The following is a 21547-nucleotide window of genomic DNA, read 5'->3' on the forward strand; positions in this document are numbered from 1 at the left end:
GAAAAGCGCCAGATCTCTGCTTTATAAGATCGAGGTATCTGATACGGGATACTTCGCCGGGAAGGTCATCCAGCGCGACACCGTCAAGATGCCCACCCTGGATGACAATACCTGCGGCGTTCAGACGTTCGCTGGCGGCATACCTGAGAGCAAGCCTTGCGCCCTGGGAGACACCGAATATCACCGCGGGCATCGCCAGTGCTTGCAATATGGCCTCGAGGTCATCGGCTTCTCGACTGAGGTCCGGCGGCAGTGGGTTATCACCAAAACCACGACGGTCGTACAGAACTACCGGAATGCCTCGATCAACAAGTGCCAGCTGTGGCAAAAACGAGGTTCGGTCCAGGGTCCAACCATGCACACAAATAAGTGCAGGTCCCCGCACCCGCTCGGGCATGTGTACTTGCAGCGCGATCACTCCTCCGGATACCGGTACCTCAAGATCCTGCACCAGTGGTTTCACGATCGCCTGTTTTTCTTGCATGCTGCGCTGAGGCTCAATCTTCCTGGTAGCTGACAGCACCTTGTGCCCCCTGCCATAGAGCATGCCCCACTGGGTCCGTCGATTCCTCGAGCACATGGCCGACCAGCCCGGCGCAGCGGGCAACGAGCACCACACCGCGCATCATCGCTGGAGGGACATCGGCCTCTATCAAGAGCGCCGCCAGCACAGCGCTTACGTTCATTACCAGGGAGCGTCCCAATGCATCACTAATCGCTGATTCCAGAGCAAACATGGTGCGTCTCGCGGGGGATTCGTCAGAAAGCATTTCAAGAAGCTTCTCCACCCTCGGATCACGGCCCGTATGAATGGGATGACCAAAGCCAGGGACGGGCCGCTTGATACTTCGGTGTTCAGCCACCACCTTTACGGCCTCGCCGTCGATATCACCCGACGAAATGATCCGCTCGGCCAACTCACCGCACTTCCCTGCCGTCCCCGCATAACGATCACCCACGCCCAGCAGCCCCGCGGCAATCGCGCCCTGAAAAGATTCTGGTGCGCCATGGAGGGTCAGGCGACTGACCACGGCAGAGGGCACAAGACCGTGCTCCATGATCGTCACGAGAACCGCATCGACAAGCGCCATTTGCCGCTTTGTCGGTTCCTTGCCCAACGCCTGGAGCAGGAACGCACCCGTGAACGAGTAATTACCGATGACGTCGGCAACAAGGTCTTTACCTCGGAGCGTAATGCTGTCCGCGTCGTAGCCGCAGATCCTGGTCGTGGGTTGGTTATCCGTTGTCATAGTCATTCCTGTCACTCACTAAAAAAAATTTAATCCGATTGTGCGGTTATACGGTAGAATCACTAATTCGGATTCCGAATACCTTTTCGATTATCGAATAATACAAAATTAGAGGACCAACCATGGTTTACCAGCGAAAGCTTTTAGCACTTGGGGTGTTGTCTGCACTATTGGCTACCGAAACACAGGCACAGGGATTGCTCGAGGAAGTCGTAGTGACCGCCCGGAAGCGCACCGAGACCCTCTCCGACAGCCCGGTTTCCGTCCGCGCCTTTACTGAATCAGAGATACGCGCCACAGGAATCCAGACACCGCAGGATTTCGTCGATCTGACACCGAACGTAACGCTGGTGCAAACCCAAAGCACCGGCAACTCATTCCTGAACATCCGCGGCATATCCTCTTCGCGAAACAGCGAATTGGCGGCGGCCATCCTGATTGACGGCGTGCTGTTATCCAACCCCACCCAGCTTAACCAGCAGCTGTTCGATATCGAGCAGATTGAAGTACTGCGTGGTCCCCAGGGCGCACTCTACGGACGTAACGCGATTGGCGGTGCAATCACGATTGTCACCAAGCAGCCAGGTGAAGAAACCGAAGCAGAGATCCGGGTCGGCGCGGAAAGCGCACCGGGTTACAGCGTCAAAGGCTACGTTGGCGGGCCACTGAACGACGACGGCTCAATAAAATACCGCCTCGCGGGTTCTTACATCGACCTTGACGGTTATCTCGACAACGAGTATCTCAACCAGGAAGCGGATCCGTATGAGGATACCTCCTTCCGTGGTCGACTGAACTGGGATGTCAGCGACAACCTGACTACCGACTTCCGCGTAAGCTACTCGAAGCTTGAGACCCAGGCCTTTTACTTTGTGATTGATGCGGAAGCGGACGACGTGGACATTCCTATCCAGGTCAACAACCCCGGGAACAACGAACGCGAATTCACCAGCGCGAGCTTCAAATTCGATTGGGAAACCGATGCCTTCACTGTGACCGGCATTACCTCCTACGACGATGTCACCGAACTCTCCAGCGGCGACAACTTCAACTTCCTGCCCCGGGAAGCGGAGTTCAACTTCTTTAACAACGATCCTTTTGGAGAATTTATCAAGTTCCTCACCGGCGACGAATTCACCGACTTGAGCCAAAACCAGTTCCTCGAGGTTGAATCCATCAGTCAGGAAATCCGTCTGACCAGCAACAACGACACGGGTCTTCAGTGGATCGCCGGCGCTTACGTTATTGCAACGGACCGTTACATCTCCACGGGCGGCCAGATCGACCGCGGCCTTGGCGTTTTTGATGTCGAGAAGAATTTCCGCCCGCAGATTTTTATCGACGCGGCTGACGGCGTGGTCGATGACCCCAGCCCGCAACTCGGTGTGCTCGCGGATGAGCAGGACAACTTTGCCTGGGCGGTATTCGGGCAACTGGCCTACGATATCAACGACTACTGGGAGGTCGCACTTTCAATTCGCTACGACGAGGACGAGCGGGAGAACACCACGCTGACACCACCGGAATACAACGTACCGTTCAACCCGGAGATCGTGTTCGGTGAAGTTCGCAAAGAGACCTGGGACGCACTGCAACCCAAGTTCACCGTGCGTTACCGCCCCAATGAGGACTGGATGCTGTATGCCGATGCCAGCCGGGGCTTCCGCAGCGGCGGCTTTAACCAGACCGGCGTGGGTAGTGCAGTCACCTACCCTGGCATTGAGGATCTGTTTGATGAGCAGATCGCCGATACTTACGAAGTCGGCGCAAAGGGAACAATGCTTGATGGCAAGCTACGCCTCTCGGCAGCCGCTTACCACACCACGCTTGAAGGCGCGTACTTCTTCTTCTACGACGCACCGACCAACACCCAGAATCTGGGCAGTATCGATGAGGTTGAATACACGGGTCTGGAAATCGAGGGTAGCGCCCTGCTGGGTGACTACGTGACCCTGAATTTTGGACTGGGCCTTACTGACAGCGAAATCACAGAATCTCCAACCGAAGACTGGCTGGGTAACCAGGCACCGCTGGTCAGTGAAGTAACCGGTAATATCGGGTTGCAGTTCCGTGCACCGATTGGCGACGACAAGGAGTTCTTTATCCGTGGCGACTACCAGTATCTCGGCGAGACCTGGTGGGAGCCCAATAATGACTCGTCCAGAAGCGGCGTTAATCTGCTCGATGCCCGAATGGGTATTGAGGACCTCGATAACTGGGCAGTGACGCTTTGGGTCAGGAATGCCGGCGACAAAGAATACAACACCGAGTATTCACCGGGTCCGGCACCGGGCTTCAATTTCCTGTGGCGAGCGCAGCCAGTGCGCTACGGCATCGAGCTGACCAAGTGGTTTTAATTCACTGCAGCGAACAATAACAGCGGAGAACACACCATGAACGCTATTACACAAATTAAGAGCAGCCTTCACCACAACGCCTACGTCTGCAAGGATCTGGAGGCAGTCAGAAAATTCTACGAGGAAATCATTGGCTTCAAATTGGTGGCCACATGGGCGGAACGAACCGATCTGTTCGGAAAAGTCCGCACCTACTGTCACGGCTTCTTTGACCTTGGCGATGGTTCCTGCCTGGCCTTCTTCCAGTTTGCCGACGACGATGATGCGGCGGAATTTGGCCCCGAGCTGCCCCGTTCGGGCTTTCGTCATCTAGCGATGAAAGTTGATCAGGAAACGCAGGATGCGATCAAGGACCGACTCGAAGCAGCCGGCTACTTCGAAAGCGGAGAGGCCTATCCGCTCAACCACGGCTATTGTTGGTCGATTTACTGCTTCGACCCGTCGGGACTGCTCGTGGAGTTCACGGTTGATCACGACGATGTTGAAACCATCAATCGCGACAAGGCAGCAACGGCACATGAGGACCTGAAGAAATGGCTTTCAGGGGATCACACACCCAACAACGAACAGTTCCACCGCTGATTCAGGAGAAAACAGATGTCATTGAATATCGCCGTAGTTTATCACTCGGGTTATGGTCACACCGACGCCGTAGCCGAAAAGGTAGCTGAAGGTGCCGCTTCTGTGGATGGTGTTGAGGTCATTATCGTCAAAGCCGGCGAAATCACCTCGCCCGAAAGTCCGGAGTTTGCGAAACTCGACAGCGCTGACGCCATGATTTTTGGCTCACCCACCTATATGGGTTCCGCTGCCGCCGCTTTTAAAGGCTTCATGGAGGCCTCCTCCACGCGCTGGATGGAGCAACAGTGGGCGAACAAGCTCGCCGCCGGGTTTACCAACTCCGGGTCGATGAACGGTGACAAGCAGAACACGCTTGTTGAGTTTATGACCTTCGCCATGCAGCACAGCATGATCTGGGTGGGGCTGGGACAGATGCCGGGCAACAATCATTCAGAGGGGTCGGAGTCGGACCTCAATCGTTGCGGTGCATCGATTGGGTGTATGACCCAGGCGAACGTAGACCAGGGCGGCGACGTCGCCCCCCCCGACTCTGATCGTCAAACCGCCGTTGCCTTCGGTGCTCGTGTTGCAGAAGCCGCGAAGCGCTGGGGTCAATAGCATGCGCGACCACCAAATCTTTGATCCGGATATCGAGACGCGTCCGATTGATCAGCAGTTCCAGCTCGACAGGGACGCCTACAGGAAACAGATCCGGTACCTGATGGAGAACTCCGAGTTCTATCAGGAGAAGCTGGCGAATGCCGGATTCGACACGCCGGAAAAGATCGGTGAGCTCGATGATATTTCAGCGCTGCCCTTTACCGAAAAGGATGAGATTCGCTCCAGCCAGGCGAACCACCCGCCATTTGGCAATCACGTTGCCGCCGATCCGGACAGTCTGGTTCGGGTGTTCAGCACCAGCGGAACCACCGGCACGCCCTGCTATCTCGGCCTGACCCGCGGCGATCTGGATATGTACGCCACCAACGTGGCACGAGGCTATAGCGCCGCCGGCTTCAAGAAAGGACAGCGCCTGGTGGTCGGCTTCAACGCCGGTCCCTTCGTCGCCGGGGCCGTTTACTACGGCTTTGACAAGATTGGATGCAATGTCATACCCGTGGGCACCGGTAATACCGAGCGTATGGTCACCGCGATTCAAAAGCTTGGCGCCACAGGCGTGAGCTGTACACCCTCTTATGGCCTGTATCTGATCGACTGGTGCCGTGACCACGGTATCGACACCCAGTCACTGGGCTTGCAGAACATGATTACCGCGGGCGAGCCCGGCGGCGGTGATCCTCTGGTCCGGCGAACCATCACCGAGGCCTTCGGCTGCACACTCCGGGAATCAATGGGTATTGGTGATATCTCCCTGTCGGTCTGGGCCGAAGATGCCGCCGAAGATGGTATGAACTTCATGGCCCGGGGTTTCGTTCATGTCGAATTGATTGACCCTGCCTCGGGCAACCCTATCGCATGGGAAGACGGCGCTGAGGGTGAATTGGTCTACACGGCGCTGCAACGGGAATCGATGCCGATGCTTCGCTTCCGTAGTCGCGATCACGTCGTGGTGAATATGCAGGACAATCCGACCGGAAGGACGGGACCGAGGATTCGCTGTGTCGGACGCACCGATGACATGCTCATTGTGCGCGGCGTCAACCTGTTCCCAACCGCAGTTCGAAGTGTTCTGGAGTCTTTCGAGAATGAAGTATCGGGTATCTTCAGTATTCGGCCGAAAACCCATGGCGTATTGCAGACACCACCATTGCCGCTGCTGGTCGAGGTAGCCCACGGTACGGCGACAGACAATGCCGAACTCACAAAGAAAATCAAAGACGAGATCAAAGCGCGACTGCTGGTCACCAGCGACGTTCGTCTCGTAGAACACGGGTCTCTGCCTCGAGAAACCTACAAGACCAAGCTGGTCGACTATTCAGAGGCCGCCGCCTGATAGCACTGGGAGGCGCCAAACCCATCAAGGGGAGGAGCTGTCCTCCCCCGCTTTCAGCTTGTCTGAGAGCTTTATAGTCGCACCGAAAGATGCATGGCATCTATCGCGGGTACACGAACACCACGTTCAATCGTACGCCCCAGCCCTCCGGTCTTTGATCGGGAGACTCGGCCCGGTAGCGGACACCCGCCCCCAACTGCATGAGTTGGTCGCCGAACTTGAGTAGCTGGCTGACCTGCAGATTAATGGGCACCGACCAGGCCGTATTCTCCCAGTTATAGGTGGATTCGAGGTTCATACTGAATGTGGTCTTTGTCGGCGTTATATAGGACACGAAAGGCTGCAGAAACGTCGCACTGATATCGCCGCGGTCGTCGTCGCCGACAAACGACTCAATATGATTGACCAGCCCGCCAAAGGTCCAGGGACCAGACTGTTTGAGCGCAACGGCGGTCGGTCCGACACCCCACTGCTCGGCACCAAGGAACTCATCTGTGGCCGTCGGCAGGAGAAAAGCCGGCCCAGCGCCCCAGGTCCAGCCACCCGCGGTAGGCTTACTCGGTGAGAAAAACAGGCTTTGCGTCACATCACCCAATCCGAACTCGCTATAGCCGACAAAGGGCGTGTCCTGCTGATCGATAATGGGCAGGATAGTGCGGGAAATAACATTCCAATCCTCGTTCAGGGAGAACGGGATCACCGGCTGAACATTGGTGCGAAACACTGAGCCCTTGTCGTCGATACCAAAATTGTCATCGTAGTTGGCCTGGATCGGCACACTGATCAGCGACGCAATTGGATTCGCCAATTGCGCCGCGATGTCGGTCTGCCCCCCCTCTTGTGAACTGGCGAACGCGGGTAATGCCAAGGCGATGGTCGGCAGCACACGCCTCAGTCGGGGTACGCTGTTATTGAACGGCATCAATGTCACGGGTTCCTTTCTCGAACGGTTGTGTTTCTATCATTGTAGTGATCCTAACCTAACTCAACGGCTGGGCTATGCGTCTTTTGGGTGCAAATAAGGTGCACATTGGGGTGCAGCCTACGCATTGGCCCTTTTTAACACGCCAAAAAACACCGACCGATGACCTTAAATCACTGTGCATCGAGCGCGGACTGCACAATCGGAGAAACTGGTGATCACGACTGACCATGGGAAGCCGGCACGCTTATGCCGGGATTAAACGCGTATCACTCGGGAAACCAGTGCCGAGTCCGGTTCGCAAACGCGACCAGCGAGAGCATCACGGGCACTTCAACCAGAACGCCGACGACAGTGGCCAGAGCCGCACCCGACTGAAGTCCAAACAGGGAGATGGCGACAGCGACGGCCAGTTCGAAGAAGTTTGACGTTCCAATCATGCAGGCGGGCGCGGCGATGCTGTGCGGCAGTTTCAGCGAACGTGCTGCGGAGTAAGCAATAGCGAAGATACCGTAGGTCTGAATGAGCAAGGGTATCGCGATGAGCACGATTGCCAGCGGCTGACCGAGAATGGTCTCAGCCTGAAAGCCAAACAACAGGACTACCGTCATCAGCAGCCCGGCGATCGAGATCGGTTTTAGTTTGGCAAGAAAGCGGTCAAGCCGCCCGTGGTCGTCATTTGAATCCAGCACCCGTCGGGTAAAGTAACCCCCCAGCAGCGGCAGCAGCACGTAAAGCACGACCGACAGCAGCAAGGTCTCCCAGGGTACAGTGACATCGCTCACGCCGAGCAGAAAGGCGGCAATGGGCGCGAACGCGAAGATCATGATGATATCGTTCACTGAAACCTGTACCAGCGTGTAGTTAGCATCCCCTTTTGTCAGCTGGCTCCATACAAAGACCATCGCCGTACAGGGCGCCACACCGAGCAAAATCATCCCGGCGATGTATTCGCCAGCGGTGACTGGATCCACCCAATCGACGAACAGCACTCTGAAGAACAACCAGCCCAAAGCCGCCATGGTGAAAGGCTTAACCAGCCAGTTGATGGCCAGCGTCAATGCGAGTCCGCGCGGACGCTTACCAACATCCCTGATCGAAGAGAAATCAACCTGCACCATCATGGGGTAGATCATTAACCAGATCAGTACCGCGACAGGCAGATTGACCTGCGCATATTCCAGTGCCGCAAATGTCTGGAAAATCGCGGGAAACAAGCTACCCAGTGAAACACCGGCAACGATGCAAAGCCCTACCCACACGCTGAGATAACGTTCGAATAATCCCATCTAAAATGTCCTCATCGCCAATGCTCTGCCGTTCGTCCGGCAGGTTACCTCTCCTATTTTACGGTGAAAGCGGCGCTGGTAGGGCTACGCCCAATCGTTACCGAATTGTCCTGAATGCATCGCTGTAAACCAGTCCTTGAAAACAAGGCCCTACAGTAGCGCTGCACCCTGAAGAGTGCACTGCGGGCAACAGTACGTTCTGTCCATCGACGTCGACGATCCACCATTTCTGGGCAAGAAACGCATGCCGGTTTCCATGGACGAACACCCACAATAAGGCACCACCGCACCACCGCACCACCGCACCAGCGGAACCGCCCCGCAGGGGCAGCGACGTCGAGCCGGAGAGTTGGGATGCATCTACCACCGCTTCGCGACTGGCATCTCCGATAAAATCATGCAAGATGATCGCCTTAGCCGATGCATGAAATTTGCCATTACCGAGTGTGGCGCATTTAAAACAGTACCCGACGAGTCACCGTGGAATTCGATGACGACTTTGCAAAGGCATGGATTTCTGTTGGGCGTCCGTGGATGACGGCCTCAGCTCGGAAGCGAACCTCCCGCGCGCACCGATTTTTCGGGGTTACCCGTCTGAAGCCGACGTCGCCGCATCCCGTTGGCGACCGGCAAGTCAGATCTGCTACTGGGTGCTGACAACCCGCATATCACCGGGACAGGCATCCAAAACCAGCGTCGGCGGTGCTATGGAAAGGGTGAACGGCGCACCGCGACTCAACGCGCTAAGGCCCAGCAGGTTTCGCCCGGCCCCTTTCATCACGGCGACCTCCACCGGCCCGAGTTCACAGTTGCCGCCCAACGTCAGCTCAGTAACTTCGTAGACGGTCATGACTTGCAGCCGATTGTTCGCCATCCGCGCTGCAACACGACGAACCTCGCGGACCTCACCAGTCTTTTTGATGCGGTTAAACAGTTTCTCGGTAACGGTTACCAGGTCGGCTCCGGTATCCACCAGAAAATCGGCTTCAACGCCGGCAATCTGCGCACTGACATACATACCTCCAGCGCCGCTTCGTGCCAGAGAGACGGTATGGCCAAACTCCTCCGCGAAGCTATTCACCGACAGGAACAACGCCCACACAGAGAGTGCCATGGTAGGGATGAATCGTCGTGGCGCGCGCGCTGACATAGGCAAAACCCGGGAAATAGTGCCGGTATATATTGCAACCGCCGTGCCAAAACCTAAGTTGATGTTTTTTAAAGAAGAATTACAATAAGGCGGAATTAAGGCGCACTAAAACGAAGCGCCCGCACCAGAAATGTGCAGGTTCAGCTACCGTAAATTAGCCTTTGCCTTTAAAATTTAGCTTTATGATAGCTAAAAACTATCATAAATAGCGGCAGAGTGGCGCAGGTTAACCCTGATTCCTCTGTTAGATTTGACTCGTGGGCTACACCACATCAACAAGGAGGTATTACTGATCATGACTAAACACGCACTGGCTCTGGCAATGGCAATGGGAATCTCTGCGGGCCTGCCACTGGCGAACGCGCAACCAATGGAACAAGACATCGAAACGACAACGCTCTGGGAAGTGGACATGCGCGGCAAGCCGCCTTATGCCCGCAAGCGTATCGAAGTGCCGGTAGTGGATACTGCTCGCCTGGAGATCGCTGATGAAAACGCAGAGACTGTCAGAGTCTGGACCATTGATCGCAGCGGCAAGCCCCCCTTCAAGCGCCGGTTTGAAGAGCTTCCGGTGTCCGAGGTATCGGCCATGAGTGTGGAAGCGGCCGAGGCGGCGGAACCCGTTCAGTTTCGCGGACGTCCTCCCTTCAACCGGCACCGCTAGGGATTGCGGAGAAGAAAATTAGGCCCCGATCATGCGACGCTGCGATGGTCCCGGATTCTCATATCCCTGATTGTCATCGCGTCGCACCACTCCGTGCAGATCCCCTATTGATACCGAAACGCCCTCGTAACCTAAAAACCAAGCTCGCCAACCTGTGAGCAGTGGACCCGTCGAGAATACAAACAACGCTGATCATCCGGTTCGTCGGCGTTGGCGCTCTGCTCGCCTGGTTGGTTACTCGCGAACGGGACAACGCAAGCTAAGGTCGCTGCAACTCCCGGAGAAACCACTCGATGTAGGAGCGCTCTTCTTTTTCCATGCCGGAAAATGGGCCTGGCTGGTAGTACTTCGAGTGCACGCCTTTTGAATTATTAACGATGATTTCCTTGTCGGAAATCGTCGTGATATCCCACAACCAGGTTAGCTCATCGACGTCAAAGTCTTTGCCCTCTTCCGCATCGCCTCGCACCATCCAGTAGATCTCGCATTTCGAGCTATTGTGATCGATCGGCGTGAAGACATAGGCAACAACGTGATCGCTGTAGGCGAGCATGAAAGAGAAGGGACCAAAATTGAAATCCGAGGCACCATTGTCGTAGTCCGTTAAATTGCCAAGCAACGGCGCAACGGGACTGCCATCTCTGGTGCCGGTCTTGTACCTGTTGAACAACGCCGTACGCGAGTAGCCGTAACCCATCTCGCCCGGGCGTGCCGCTTCATTGAAAAAGTCTATTTCGATTTTCTTAAGACCACAGGCGTCCATGCTATCCAACATCTTCTTCTGCACACGGGCCTTCTTGTCCTCGTCAAGCATGAGTGTGTGCATGCGTGCATATTCAGGGTGGGCAGTGGCGCAGTGATAGCACTCCTGGTAGTTCTCGACCGAGAGCTTCCAGTTGGCAGGTATTTCGTAGGATTTCGTGGCCGCGACTTTGAGATTCTCGAAATCGAACATGGCCATCGGTTCGGCCATGTCCCGCCGACAACCTTCCAGTGACAGCGGCTCATCGGTAAAACACACAAAGATCAGTCCGTGCACGGTTTCCACGGACACTGTTTTCAACGAATGCGACGCCATATCGAAATCGTCAGGCATGTTCCTCGCGGCAAACAGTTTGCCGTCGATGTCATACATCCAGCCGTGGTACGGGCACGTAAATTTTTCGGCGTGCCCGCGTTCTTCAAGACAAACCAGGGAGCCGCGGTGCCGACAGACGTTGGCAAAGCCTTTTAGCGTTCCGTCGCTGCCGCGCACAATGATGGCGGATTCGCCCGCCACATTGAGGACTCGAAAATCACCCGAATCCGGCAGCTGGGATGCGTGGCCCGCAAAGATCCAGTTGCGATAGACGACCTTGTCGAGTTCAAGTTCATAGATCGCGGGGTCAGTATAGAATCGCTGATCGAGCGAATAGCCCGGTTTCTGGTCCGCGATCAGTTCGTTAATGGATTGGATGCTATCTTTCATACTATGAAACAGGAGCAGAAATACATGCCTAAAATAGCACAGCGATCCGTAACCGCCAGAGGCATGATGATACGAACAACCGTCGTAAGCAGTCGCTCGTCGTAATACCCCTAAAATCCTCTATCGGCCAGCAGCACTCAGTGGGTGCCTTTGCATGAGCAGGCAGCTAACATCTCGAAACGGCTGTCTGGACGCTTACTTTAAGGTCGGTCTGGTCAAAATCCACTGATTACGGCAATCTTTATAGTCAGTCTCAATCCGGAAGCCATTCAATGCTATTGCGCCGCATCACGGAGCACGTGAGGAATCAAAACTGGGTTGCTGTAGGCATTGATTTGCTCATTGTCATCGTCGGTGTCGTTATTGGTATTCAGGTGGCCAACTGGAATGACCAGCGCCAGCTGCGAATCAGTGATGGCGTTTTACTTGAGCGGCTAAAGGATGATTTTACAGACATCGTTGCGACTGCCGATTTGGTTGAACCAAAACTTCGCGAGCAAAGCGCTCTAACCAGCCATCTCATTGAAGCGCTATGGTCAGACAAAAACCTAACACTGAACCAGGAGACAGAAAGCTGGCTTCTTGCCGCATTAGATACTTGGACCAGCTATCCAATTCCTCCTTCATAGAATGAGGCCGTGGACTCGGGAATGCTATCGAGGATCGGAGACCCAGAGCTGAAAGATGCCCTCACCTTCTATGCCCGTGAAGCTGACGCTGATCGAATGCTCCTTATAGAGCATGTAGCATTGCTCAACTCAGGTGTTATTGATGCGCCTATACGATTAAAGACTGAAAGTGTTTTAGGAAGGCAGATTAGCAACGACGACTTTGAGGTTGAATCCGTTGATTGGGAGACGATGAGGCAGTCACTACCTCACCTTCAAACGATCCTTAAAATGCAGGCCATGCGAGCCCAGTGGCATAAATTCGCAAGCGACGACGCGAGAAAGGTGCTTCGCTTAGTCAGACTCGAATTGCTCCACGACGATTAACGTTTAGTTTGGCTGCGTCGGGTCGCGGTTGCCCTCCCCCCGATCAAGAGACGAGGGCGCAACCCCAAGCCTGTGTAACAAGCAGCCTGTTGTGCCTTACTTTTCGCCAACCTGATCATCGACAGCGGTGGCACGGCTCACCAGCACCGTGGCAAGTAAGCTAGCCACACTCGCGGGAATCATTTCATACAAGCCAAAGGTTGCCGACTTGGCCAATAGTGCCCAGGTCACACTGGTAAAAAATCCTGCGATCATTCCCGCGATAACACCGCGCCCCGTTGTGCCGCTCCAGCGTAGGGTACAAAGCATCACGGGACCGAACGCCGCACCCAGGCCGCTCCAGGCAAATAGTACCAGCGAAAAAATAAAACCGTCCTGGACCAGTGCCACCAGGCAACCCGCAATACCCAGCGCCAAGGTGACCCACTGCCCAATAATGGCCTCCCGCCTGGACGAACCGGAGCGCTGCGATACCTTGCGGTAGATATCGTGTACCAGTGCTGAAGAAGCCAGATTCAGCAGGGAGCTCACGGTGGACATAACCGCCGATAGCACCGCCACGACGAGCACACCGGTCACGATGGGGGAAAACAGCTCCTGTGCCAGAACGGGCATGACTTGTTCGGCGTCCCCAAGAGAGGGAAACAGTATTCGACCCACGAGACCGGTTGCGACTGCGCCAACATCGAATAGGATAATCACGACGATTGAAACCGCGGCGGCGCGCGGCACATCGCGAGTATCCCTGGTCGCCATGAACCGCACCAACAGTTGAGGCACACCCAAAAATGGCAGACCAACAGCCAGTGCGCTAGCGATTGCTACCACGGCAACGAGTTTGCCCTCTCCCACCGACCAGGGAATTAATAACCTGGGATCAATGGCCTGAAGACCATGCCAGAGCTCAGTGGGCCCACCAATCGCAGCGATACCCACAACTGGTATGGCTACGAGAGCGAATAGCATGAGTAACGCCTGTACCGCGTCGGTGTATGCCACCGCCTTGAAGCCACCGAACGCCGTGTAAGCCACAGTCACCAGGCCGCCCACCCACACACCGGTGCTGTAATTCCATCCGAGAAAAACATTAAATGCCTTTCCGGTCGCCAACATCTGCGCCGCGATATAGGCACAGGCCATCACGAGAATGATTGCTACACTCACATAACGAATTGGGGCACCCTGCGCAGGGAAGCGAGTGGACAAGAAATCCGGCACGGTGATGGTATTGTTCTCGCGGGACTGCTCATTCAACCGCCGAGCCACCAAAAGCCACGCCAACGCAACGCCGATAGTCTCACCCGCAACCACCCAAAGTGCTTGCAAACCGGTGAGATAAGCAACACCGGATAAGCCCAACAAGAGCCAGGCGCTCTCTCCGGTTGCATTCATGCTAAACGCTACAATCCAGTACGGTAGCTTACGTCCGGCCAGAAAATATCCAGCAGCAGAATCGTGACTACGCCGGGCCCAGACGCCGATTGCCAGCATGAATCCGAGGTAGACCAATAGGACTGCAACGATCGGGGAGTTATCCATAACCGTTCATCCACGTCACCACGAAGAGGGAGAACGCCCCATCGCCAGCTGCAACCCGACGGCGTGTCTTCGCTGAAGAATTATTTTGTGCCACACGAATGAGGGTAATAGGTTTACCCCTTTTTCGGTAGCGCGATGGCCAAAAATTGTAATGCTTCGGGATATGCTTTTTGCACAGCGCCGAAATCAGGTCACCACTGCAACCACCAAAGAGATCGAAACACTTATTACCGATACTGAGCCGCGGCTGTCTCAATCACCGGTTTACTTGACGCTGTGCCTCGATCGGCCCCAGCGAAGACCTCCGATTACGCGTACTTTTGTGAACCCGACCAAACGATCCTGGCGGGCTCAAGCGCAAATTACTCAGTAAAGCTCGTCTTGATAGGCGTGATCGACGATGTCGTCCATCACTGACACCGCCATATCGGATTCTGCCTGCTCACCAATAATTTGGCCAAATGACGGGATTATCTTGTCCTCGGGCTGGTATTCATTGGTCCATAATTTAGAGCGAATAACGGCTTTACCACAGTGGAAATAGGCTTTGGTCACGGTAATCAGAAGCCCAACATCGAGGTGGCGGCCGTTGACGGCGCTATAGGCCAAAAGCTCCTCGCTTTTGATCAATCGTGCATGACCCGATAACCGCAGCGTCTCCTTGTAGCCCGGCACAAAGAAGATCAGCCCCAGCTTTGGGCTCTCAATGAGGTTATGAAACGACTCGAGCTTATTGTTACCCATGCGGTCGGGTATCAGCAGAGTATTCGAGTCGATGATTTTTACGAAACCGGGCGCGTCGCCCTTGGGTGAGATAGTGGGTTGTCCGCCCGCGTCGGCGGTCGCAATGCAACAAAAGGGCGAGGCGTTGATGAAAGCCGTATGATACTTATCAAGGCTCTCCAACATAATCGCCTTGGCGATCTCCAGAGGTTCTCCGTAGTTCTCTTCCAGCGCCTCCTCGGTTTCTATGAAACTTAGATCTTCAGCGTCTTTCTCCTGGTGCATAAGCCAAGCCCTCGAGCTGTAATCGGTCGATCGATACCAGTGACACTACCTTGAGCGTGGCTGCCATGGCAAACATAAGAAACATTGATACAAACGGTCGGGGGCTGCCGCTAGCGCTCAATCAGTGCCGCCGCCGATAAGGTACTGCCCTCCCACGCCTTATCGCTGGTTGTGCTCAGACGCCGTGGCCGTCGTTTTCAGCCCCCCGACGGGGACTTACTCCCATTCCCGGCCGCTATGATATGAAGACCCTCTCGCAACCGGTAGTCAATGGTGACAAACGTAAAAACGTTGTGCTCCAGAGTACTTTTTACGCCTCGCAGCGACGCAGCACACCAAACCCATTGCATTCATGCCGTATATGATGCACTTCAACGTAGTATGGGTTAATCCCTTCCTGCACCCTGCTCTCAACGCTGCCTAGCCAACACCGCTTCGGCCGGGGTCAAAAAATGTTTGCCATCGGCCTGAGGCGGACCGATGCCTGCCCCGCACTCAGGCCTCAGCGAAAAAAGCTTGCGAAACGTACTGCGCTAGCTTACGTTTTCAGACACACAACGAAGGAGCAACAGCGTGTTCGCGCGCAACGACAAGGCGAACCTGTGCAGTTTAATACGCTGTTATACGCAGAATAGTCATGAAGCCTAAACTGGTGGTAGGCAAGCCTCTGGTCGCGGGACTCGCTGTTCTGCTGACCGGTGGCGTATTCGTCTGGCTAGAGAGCACTTTCTATCAGTATCTGGATGAAGACGGCGTACTGAATGAAACTATGTTTCTCCCCCTAGGAGCATTGTTAATATTGATTGGAACAGTGTTGGTTGTTTTTGCGGCCGCCCGAAAAATAATTGCAGTAACCAAGCGGTGAAGTAAAGCGGCTCGCATTGTAAGTGTGGCGCTAAGAATATCGATGTGTTGCATCCACCGATTCAATCCACAATCGATAGCGGACATTGTCCCAGAAGCCTGCGAGCGTCCGCTATCAACCTGCAGCAATCATTGATAACAATGGAGCTTCGAATCAACACCAAAGGCGAAACAAGGACTGCCATCGGCCAGGAGCGGAAACTCTGTCCTGCAGCACCAGAGAAAGAGAGCACTCCTCTGTTACGCTGCAAGGACAGCGGTAGAGCAGCAGCCCAGATCGAAGCATGGAATACAGGATTCTCAATAACCTGAGTGACGAAGAACTATCGAGTCTTTTCACTTCAGTGTTTTCGTCATCTGAAGGGGAGCAAGAAGGCAGACTGATCGGCGGTCTTGCTTCCCAGTTGGCTGCGCGTGTCGATGATCAGGAAGTAATCTGTCTGGGCGCTTATCAGGACGGATCGATCATCGGAGCTATTTTTTTCACCCGACTCCGATTCGATGAGCCTGTCGATACTTACATGCTTTCTCCCGTTGCGGTCAGCACTGCACATCAAGGATCGAGGGTTGGTCAGGCATTAATCAATTTTGGGCTTCAGGAGCTAAAGAGACGTTCCGTATCCGTAGTGGTCACTTACGGGGACCCACTCTATTACTCAAAGGTCGGTTTTCACGCGTTATCTGAAGATGTGATTCAAGCCCCTTTAGACCTGTCTATGCCCGAGGGGTGGCTCGGTCAGTCATTATCGGGAGAGGCTATCCCGGAGCTTAAGGGTCGCCCCGTGTGCGTTTCGGAGTTCGATAATCCAGATTATTGGTAAAAATACTGGAGAGGTGCTCTCATCCCACGAGCACGAGACGTGACTGCCACATCGCGACTTCGCGTTTATTCCGAATCGGGTCGATTCCCGCCACGATAGTAGACAGTCACCAACGTCCGCTTTCCCCGGCGTCACAATGCGGTTCCTTCCAACCAAAGGAGGAATCGAAGGATGTTCTATCTCGTTGACGACACAGCACCCCACCCACCCTGGAATAAGGGCAAGCTCATTGGCCAGAAGAAGCCCCTCAAGCTCAAGGAAATTTGGACGATCCGTGTCAGGTTGCAGATGGCCAGCGATGTGCGTGGGCTTGCACTGTTCAATCTAGCGATCGACAGTAAACTGCGAGCCTGCGATTTGGTGAAGCTGAGAGTCACGGACGTGACACACGGCAACAAAGTAATGCGCAGAGCAACCGTGATGCAACAGAAGACCCATCAGCGGGTCCAATTCGAGATCACTGAGGACACACGTGAGGCTGTGTCGAGTTGGATTGACAAAGCGCGCCTGCAAGCGACGGACTATCTGTTCGCGAGCAGGGTTCGAGGCTCTTCACACATATCGACTAGGCAGTATGCAAGGATCGTTCATCACTGGATTGATCTCGTCGGCCTCGACGGGAGCGATTACGGGACGCACTCCCTGCGGCGCACGAAGGCATCGCTGATCTACCAGAGGACGAAGAATCTGCGCGCTGTACAGCTGCTGCTCGGTCACACAAAGCTGGAAAGCACCGTACGGTATCTTGGCGTCGAGGTAGATGACGCCCTTGAGCTGGCCGAGCAGACTGAGGTTTGACGAACAAAGCGGCCGTTCGTGGACGGCCGCTATCGGCCATCAACTGATCTTTCCCCGCTGCCCTATCAGCCTCCACTTCAAGCGCATAATTTAATTCGTTACTGTGAGTTAAATTTGAGCAACATCCCTTGCTCACACAGCTCTAAGTCCTTTAACGTCAACAGCTCGTCTGGTTCATTTAGGACCCGAGATAATCGCGTGTGGACATGGCTACCAGGATCCACAACATCTATGAGCTGCTTGGCCCAACTGTCTGCTACCGTTCTGTATGCGTCCTTGTCTCGGCTGATCCAAAACAGAATCTGCCCCATACATCCCAGCCAATCAGGGAAACGGGCTTCATCAGCTATTTTTTTAATGTTAGCTAGAGCCGATACACGAGCCAGATGTCGCCACTTCGCGGTGTCTAAAACCATAGACTCTGCTGGGCTATCGACGTACGACTCTCGAATTGGAATGCCAGATGCAATGTCATGGATGGCACAGCGAATTTCATGATTCGCGCAGGTTGTACACGGGATTTTCCAGCACCAGCCTTTATCTGACGTCGATATGCACAACGACTCAAAGCCATTTCTCGCGTGTGTGCGAGACCAAACTGAGTTAGCGTCCGATGTATACTTCCCTGCGATATTTACGACCTCAACGTGGCTAATTCTCGCCGTTCACCAAGATACGCATTAATTCCTACTGAGTGGATGGGGCGTATACAAAACAAAAAAGGCGACCGTCGTTCCTTGGATTAGCCTAAAGATAATGACTATAGGCAATAAAAACACGCATGTATATTTCACAGTAAACAAAGAATCTTCCGACTCGGTACGAAACGCTCCAGAGACCGCAACGGCCTCGGCGGGTGGATTCACGCTGACCCCGACCAGGTTTGAAACGCCAGCCGATAGATTTAATGCCTGTGTTGCAGCGACCGATTGAATCCGCAGTTGATAGCGGACATTCGCCGCCTCGCCCCATGGTGCGTGTACGGGCCGCCTTTGAACGTCTGCTATCGGCTGTGGATTCAAGGGTCAGTGCAACCCCAATGGTGAAGTTAGACCGATTCTGATCTTTCTATGGCGGAATGGCCGCGCAAGATTATGGGCGTACAGTATCGACCTCCACCAGGTCAGCCCCCGCCTGGGCGTGCAAGTGGGGCGTTTCTATCGGGGACACGCTATGAACGACCGAACCATGACCGTTCGAATCGAAGATATTTGGCAGGCGCTGGACGCCCTAGACGGGGTTCCCGAAGCGCAGGCTAACGACTGGGCTGCCCAACAGTTTGTTCAATGTTAGGCATTAACCAGAAAAAACTTGACTTGCTGTCCAATATTTGTTGACCACTACAAACCCTCTCTTTTTAAATGCGAGGTGTCAGATTTGGTCTGAACTACTTCATTTAATACGAAGAGGGGAAAGCGAGGTTTTAATATATCCTAACATCATAGCCTAAGGCTCGTAGTGCTTTGCTTGTCCGGCCATTTCTGGGAGGAGCTATTTCTGGTCTAGCCCAACCCACAAGTTCTGCCAAGGAGTTCAAACCATAATGAGGGAGGCTGTATTCGGCAGTTTTTGCTGCGGCATACAAACGCTCCCAAAGCATCTCATCATTTCCTTCGTACAGCACGTAGTGCAATAGCTTTCTAACGTCCCAACCCTTTTTGTTACGCAGTGAAAGCAACCAATTGGCGAATAATGGAATTCGCTCATCTCTGGGCATTGAGGAAATATCTGGTCTGCCAAGGGTTGCCAAATTGATTTTGATTACATGATCTTTAGTGGCATGAGTGTGGTAGCAGACTTGAGAAAATTCTTCCGGCGTTAGATTTAGAATATTTTTCTGATCGAGTTTTTGTTGAATATAAGGCGCCGACTCGTTAAAAGTGTGATCCTCATTTGACGGCGGGCTTGCAGTCTCTTTCCACCAGGAAACAGCATTCGCTAGTGCAAGCTGAGGATTTTTCTTGTTCAGCTGATAAAAATCTTCGTATGGTTTTTTTAAGCCATCAGAAACCTGACTGTAATAGTACGCATGTAAGAATTGATCCGTTTGCCATCCTATGGGAATGTCAGCAGGAACCCAATATGGTCTATTTCCACTTAATTCATCACCGATCTTTCGGAGGGTAGTTAGCGTGTCGTGCCACTCTTTTCGGAAGCTCTCCTTGCGACGATCCTTAGCCTTTTCTTTGCTTTCAAAACTAGGGCCGTTCCATTCGGGGATTTTACGTTGTGCCTTGCCTTTTTCGTCTAGGTCATTACGCAATTTTTGAAGCTCCTCCATTTCTAGAATTACCTCTTCCGAAAGAGGAAAAGCTACTTCTAGCCCCTGAAGCCTTTCAAAGAAGCCTTCGACTTCTGCCAGCATACCGCTTGTTTGTAGATCATCTTCGGATAAGAAAATACCTGCTTCAATATTTGTAAGCCATGCACGATCTGTTAAGTTTGCTGATCCCACATAGGCCCCATAACCTTTCCACCAGATAACTTTTGAATGAAGGTAATCGGGGATTAATTTACAAAAAATGTTGTTTCTATGATTAGCCAATATTCGCCTAAGTACGGAAACTGCGACGGGAACTGTGTGGTCGTATCTCATCCAAATATCTAAACGGAGATTATTGGCTAAGCAGTTACCTATAAAGTCTTCTTTTTCGTTTACACTTCTTGAGCCATAAGCAATGGCCGCGTAGACGCCTTCAATATCTCCGTCCGCGCCAGGTAATATGTCGCGCAAATGAACACCGTTGATCCTATTTGCTATGAAACGCACTTAATCACTTCCTTACAGACTTAAAAACCATTCCGGCTCAACGGTGACCTTTTCAACACGCTCCGTCTTTACCCCTAAAGCCAGCTCTTTCAATTTTTCCGCAAGCTGGTCGCCATTTTCCCTCGGGATTATAGAATAAGTGGCTTGTATGAATGTCCGTTTTGGGTCGTAAGCGGACATCTGCTAAAGCCACTTAGTATGTCCGCTATCGGCCAGGAGCGGACTTGCACTTCGTCATTTGCCTTTAGTGTCGCACGTGACAACTTCTAGGTGTGCTTGCCAGCAGGAGGAACCCGTGAACCTCTCAAACCCGAATTGCTAAAAACGGGCTTTTACGGGGCGACTAGATCGCGTTGCTCCCGGCTCTACCTTGCGAAATTTGGCTCCGCCTGATTCACACGTTCGCGCAGATAAGAATGAGCGTTGCATCGAGCGTCTGGCCGGTAGTCAAAATCCGAAATTCCCAGGGCTGATTGGTGAGATCGGTGCGGGGATAAATGAAGCTGCCTGTGATCGTGGAGACGTTAATTGCACCAGGTTTGATAAAGCCGCCAACTCCCGTTTTCCCGTCGGGGCATTCCCGTAGCCACGTACCGGACTCAATCGCTGCTTCAATGGACACACCGAACGTCACCACCTGGTACCCGGACACACCTGCAGGCCCCTGCGGCCCCGGCACTCCTTGCGGCCCCGGCACTCCTTGCGGCCCCGGCACTCCTTGCGGCCCCGGCACTCCTTGCGGCCCCGGCACTCCTTGCGGCCCCGGCACTCCTTGAGGCCCCGGCACTCCTTGAGGCCCCGGCTCTCCTTGAGGACCTGCGGAACCCTGCGGACCAGCAGGGATGTTATCTATCGCGGATTCCAAAGCATCAAAGTTTTCGTTGAAATCCTCGGCCTCAATCACGTCGCCATTCTTAAAGGTATTCGGTACTTGCGTCTGAGCAGTCACCATAGAGGCAAATAATGAGACCGCTATCACCCCAATCAATCTGATCATCCTAATCTCCATGGCTCGCCGTGCTGGGCTTGAGTTTAAAAGTGGTAATACAAAGGACAATTGCCGTCACGACTAGCATCCAAACAGGCGCAGTGGGGACAGGCGTTGGTGCGCTAGCAGTGCCACCGAAGACGGACTGA

General features: G+C 53.9%; 19 protein-coding genes. 9 read left to right on the top strand and 10 right to left on the bottom strand.

Translation table 11 applies throughout. The features are described 5' to 3' along the window. Together NOR51B_RS15070 and NOR51B_RS13035 are read right to left on the bottom strand one after the other, a co-directional pair. The coding region (locus NOR51B_RS15070; RefSeq protein WP_195891503.1) for an alpha/beta fold hydrolase at positions 1-484 on the bottom strand (484 nt) is incomplete at its 3' end. A gap of 13 nt (positions 485-497) precedes the next feature. After that, positions 498-1250, bottom strand: coding sequence for a citryl-CoA lyase (locus NOR51B_RS13035; protein WP_009021612.1), 753 nt, complete (start codon positions 1248-1250; stop codon positions 498-500). 122 nt (positions 1251-1372) lie between these two features. Here NOR51B_RS13035 and NOR51B_RS13040 point away from each other — a divergent pair, with 122 nt between their 5' ends. The 4 genes from NOR51B_RS13040 to NOR51B_RS13055 are packed head-to-tail and all read left to right on the top strand — an operon-like array spanning position 1373 to position 6122. After that, positions 1373-3607: a TonB-dependent receptor gene (locus tag NOR51B_RS13040; RefSeq protein WP_009021619.1), complete on the top strand. Its 2235-nt coding sequence runs from the start codon at positions 1373-1375 to the stop codon at positions 3605-3607. Between the two features lie 36 nt (positions 3608-3643). Then, positions 3644-4189, top strand: a complete 546-nt coding sequence (locus NOR51B_RS13045) for a VOC family protein (protein ID WP_009020543.1) — start codon at positions 3644-3646, stop codon at positions 4187-4189. Between the two features lie 15 nt (positions 4190-4204). Next, positions 4205-4786 (top strand): flavodoxin family protein, encoded by a 582-nt coding sequence (locus NOR51B_RS13050; protein WP_009019803.1) that lies wholly within the window; start codon positions 4205-4207, stop codon positions 4784-4786. Between the two features lies 1 nt (position 4787). Beyond that, positions 4788-6122 carry a phenylacetate--CoA ligase family protein gene (locus NOR51B_RS13055; RefSeq protein ID WP_009020419.1) on the top strand — a complete coding sequence of 445 codons (1335 nt, stop codon included), beginning with the start codon at positions 4788-4790 and terminating at the stop codon, positions 6120-6122. A 100-nt stretch (positions 6123-6222) separates the two neighbouring features. Here the strand turns inward: NOR51B_RS13055 and NOR51B_RS13060 are convergent, their stop codons facing one another. The 3 genes from NOR51B_RS13060 to NOR51B_RS13070 form a co-directional block, all read right to left on the bottom strand. Continuing rightward, positions 6223-7044, bottom strand: coding sequence for a hypothetical protein (locus NOR51B_RS13060; protein ID WP_050759490.1), 822 nt, complete (start codon positions 7042-7044; stop codon positions 6223-6225). 269 nt (positions 7045-7313) lie between these two features. Continuing rightward, the gene (arsB, locus tag NOR51B_RS13065; protein WP_009020077.1) at positions 7314-8333 is read right to left on the bottom strand and encodes an ACR3 family arsenite efflux transporter; all 1020 of its coding nucleotides are present in this window, start codon (positions 8331-8333) and stop codon (positions 7314-7316) included. A 643-nt stretch (positions 8334-8976) separates the two neighbouring features. Then, a complete protein-coding gene (locus NOR51B_RS13070; protein WP_009019993.1) occupies positions 8977-9447 on the bottom strand; it encodes a retropepsin-like aspartic protease family protein in 471 nt (156 codons plus the stop codon). Positions 9448-9778: 331 nt separating this feature from the next. Here NOR51B_RS13070 and NOR51B_RS13075 point away from each other — a divergent pair, with 331 nt between their 5' ends. After that, positions 9779-10147, top strand: a complete 369-nt coding sequence (locus NOR51B_RS13075) for a hypothetical protein (protein ID WP_050759492.1) — start codon at positions 9779-9781, stop codon at positions 10145-10147. A 259-nt stretch (positions 10148-10406) separates the two neighbouring features. Here NOR51B_RS13075 and NOR51B_RS13080 read toward each other — a convergent pair whose 3' ends face one another. Beyond that, positions 10407-11615 (bottom strand): aromatic ring-hydroxylating oxygenase subunit alpha, encoded by a 1209-nt coding sequence (locus tag NOR51B_RS13080; protein WP_009018933.1) that lies wholly within the window; start codon positions 11613-11615, stop codon positions 10407-10409. A 272-nt stretch (positions 11616-11887) separates the two neighbouring features. Here NOR51B_RS13080 and NOR51B_RS13085 point away from each other — a divergent pair, with 272 nt between their 5' ends. Continuing rightward, positions 11888-12244: a hypothetical protein gene (locus tag NOR51B_RS13085; RefSeq protein WP_009020732.1), complete on the top strand. Its 357-nt coding sequence runs from the start codon at positions 11888-11890 to the stop codon at positions 12242-12244. Positions 12245-12706: 462 nt separating this feature from the next. Here NOR51B_RS13085 and NOR51B_RS13095 read toward each other — a convergent pair whose 3' ends face one another. Both NOR51B_RS13095 and NOR51B_RS13105 read right to left on the bottom strand, forming a co-directional pair. After that, a complete protein-coding gene (locus tag NOR51B_RS13095; protein ID WP_009021566.1) occupies positions 12707-14149 on the bottom strand; it encodes a sodium/proline symporter in 1443 nt (480 codons plus the stop codon). Positions 14150-14515: 366 nt separating this feature from the next. Beyond that, positions 14516-15157, bottom strand: a complete 642-nt coding sequence (locus NOR51B_RS13105; protein WP_009019454.1) for an MSMEG_1061 family FMN-dependent PPOX-type flavoprotein — start codon at positions 15155-15157, stop codon at positions 14516-14518. Between the two features lie 637 nt (positions 15158-15794). Between NOR51B_RS13105 and NOR51B_RS13110 the strand changes: the two genes are divergently transcribed. From NOR51B_RS13110 to NOR51B_RS13120, 3 genes are all read left to right on the top strand, one after another. Continuing rightward, positions 15795-16022, top strand: a complete 228-nt coding sequence (locus NOR51B_RS13110) for a DUF3955 domain-containing protein (RefSeq protein WP_009020904.1) — start codon at positions 15795-15797, stop codon at positions 16020-16022. A gap of 283 nt (positions 16023-16305) precedes the next feature. Next, the gene (locus NOR51B_RS13115; RefSeq protein ID WP_009021356.1) at positions 16306-16842 is read left to right on the top strand and encodes a GNAT family N-acetyltransferase; all 537 of its coding nucleotides are present in this window, start codon (positions 16306-16308) and stop codon (positions 16840-16842) included. A gap of 171 nt (positions 16843-17013) precedes the next feature. Then, positions 17014-17640 (top strand): tyrosine-type recombinase/integrase, encoded by a 627-nt coding sequence (locus NOR51B_RS13120; protein ID WP_009020985.1) that lies wholly within the window; start codon positions 17014-17016, stop codon positions 17638-17640. Positions 17641-19063: 1423 nt separating this feature from the next. Here NOR51B_RS13120 and NOR51B_RS13130 read toward each other — a convergent pair. Continuing rightward, positions 19064-20410 (bottom strand): phospholipase D family protein, encoded by a 1347-nt coding sequence (locus NOR51B_RS13130; RefSeq protein WP_009020388.1) that lies wholly within the window; start codon positions 20408-20410, stop codon positions 19064-19066. A gap of 394 nt (positions 20411-20804) precedes the next feature. Beyond that, on the bottom strand, positions 20805-21407 hold the full coding sequence (locus tag NOR51B_RS15455) for a collagen-like protein (RefSeq protein ID WP_009019062.1): 603 nt from the start codon (positions 21405-21407) through the stop codon (positions 20805-20807). Between the last annotated feature and the right edge of the window lie 140 nt (positions 21408-21547).

The sequence above is a fragment of the Luminiphilus syltensis NOR5-1B genome (genome assembly GCF_000158175.1).
Taxonomy (GTDB): domain Bacteria; phylum Pseudomonadota; class Gammaproteobacteria; order Pseudomonadales; family Halieaceae; genus Luminiphilus; species Luminiphilus syltensis.